The 1,132-nt window shown below is 42.7% G+C and carries 1 protein-coding gene; it reads right to left on the reverse strand.

What is annotated here, in order from left to right; translation table 11 throughout:
- Positions 1–88: 88 nt before the first annotated feature.
- Complete coding sequence (locus A3756_RS09905) at positions 89–853, reverse strand: YciK family oxidoreductase (protein WP_068553399.1); 765 nt, start codon at positions 851–853, stop codon at positions 89–91.
- Positions 854–1,132: the final 279 nt, after the last annotated feature.

Here is a 1,132-nt window from a genome sequence, read left to right on the forward strand (position 1 = left end):
ACTTATTTTGTTGCTGTTCCTTTAGCTTAGCAGCCGTCTCTAAAAGTGAGGTGACCAATAGATTACCAAGAATTATAGGCCCACTGTGTTATTCCTTTGATCTTGCATTGGATTGAGCGTCAAAAGCTTGTCCCGTTACTTTTTCGCTGTCCTTACCCATAAGATAGAGGTAAACGGGCATGATTTGTTCGGGGCTTGGGTTATTATGGGGGTTTTCAGCAGGGTAAGCATCGGCTCGCATATTAGTGCGTGTGGCGCCAGGGTTGATGCTGTTCACTTTAATAGTTTTATCCGTGCCGTCGAGCTCATCTGCTAGTACCTGCATTAAACCTTCGTTTGCAAACTTACTGACAGAATAAGCCCCCCAAAATGCACGTCCTTTTCTGCCAACGCTTGATGAGGTAAAAATAATAGAGGCATCTTCGGAGTTTCTAAGTAGTGGTAACAGTGTCTTTGTCAGCATAAAAGGGGCATTAACGTTTACCTGCATCATTTTGTTCCAAACGGACACTTCGTATTGCTCAATACTCGTAAGGGATCCAAGCTGCGCCGCGTTGTGGAGAATACCATCGATATGAGTGAATTCAGCATCGATCGAGTTAGCAACGTCAATATAGTCTTTCTCTACAGCGCCTTCCAAATTCATTGGAATGATTGCCGGTTTTGGGTAGCCCTTGGATTCGATTTCGTCATAGACTTTTTCTAGCTTTGAAACGGTTCGCCCTAATAGGATTACAGTTGCTCCATGCTTGGCAAAGCTAAGTGCTGCTGTCTTGCCGATTCCATCACCCGCACCGGTAACTAAAATGACTTTGGATTGGAGTAGGTCTTTCGGGGCTTGGTAGTCAAACATAGGGTTCTCATATTTACGGTTATATTGAAAGGCGTCGTCGTTTCGTGATGCCGCTTGCTAATTCTAGTAAAAGCCAAGCTGCTTAGCCACAAGATTTAACGCAGATACTACCTTTAACGCTTAATTTCTTAAGTAGTCGCTTTTCGCTTTAAAGGCGGGAATATTTATATATAATGACTACGGGTCACGATGACTTTATCGTGTCGCTGTCTATTATTAAATCGCCAAAAGGTAAGTGATGCATGTCTGTTAATACAATAAAAATGAAGCAAATTTTCA

Source organism: Oleiphilus sp. HI0086, from assembly GCF_001635225.1.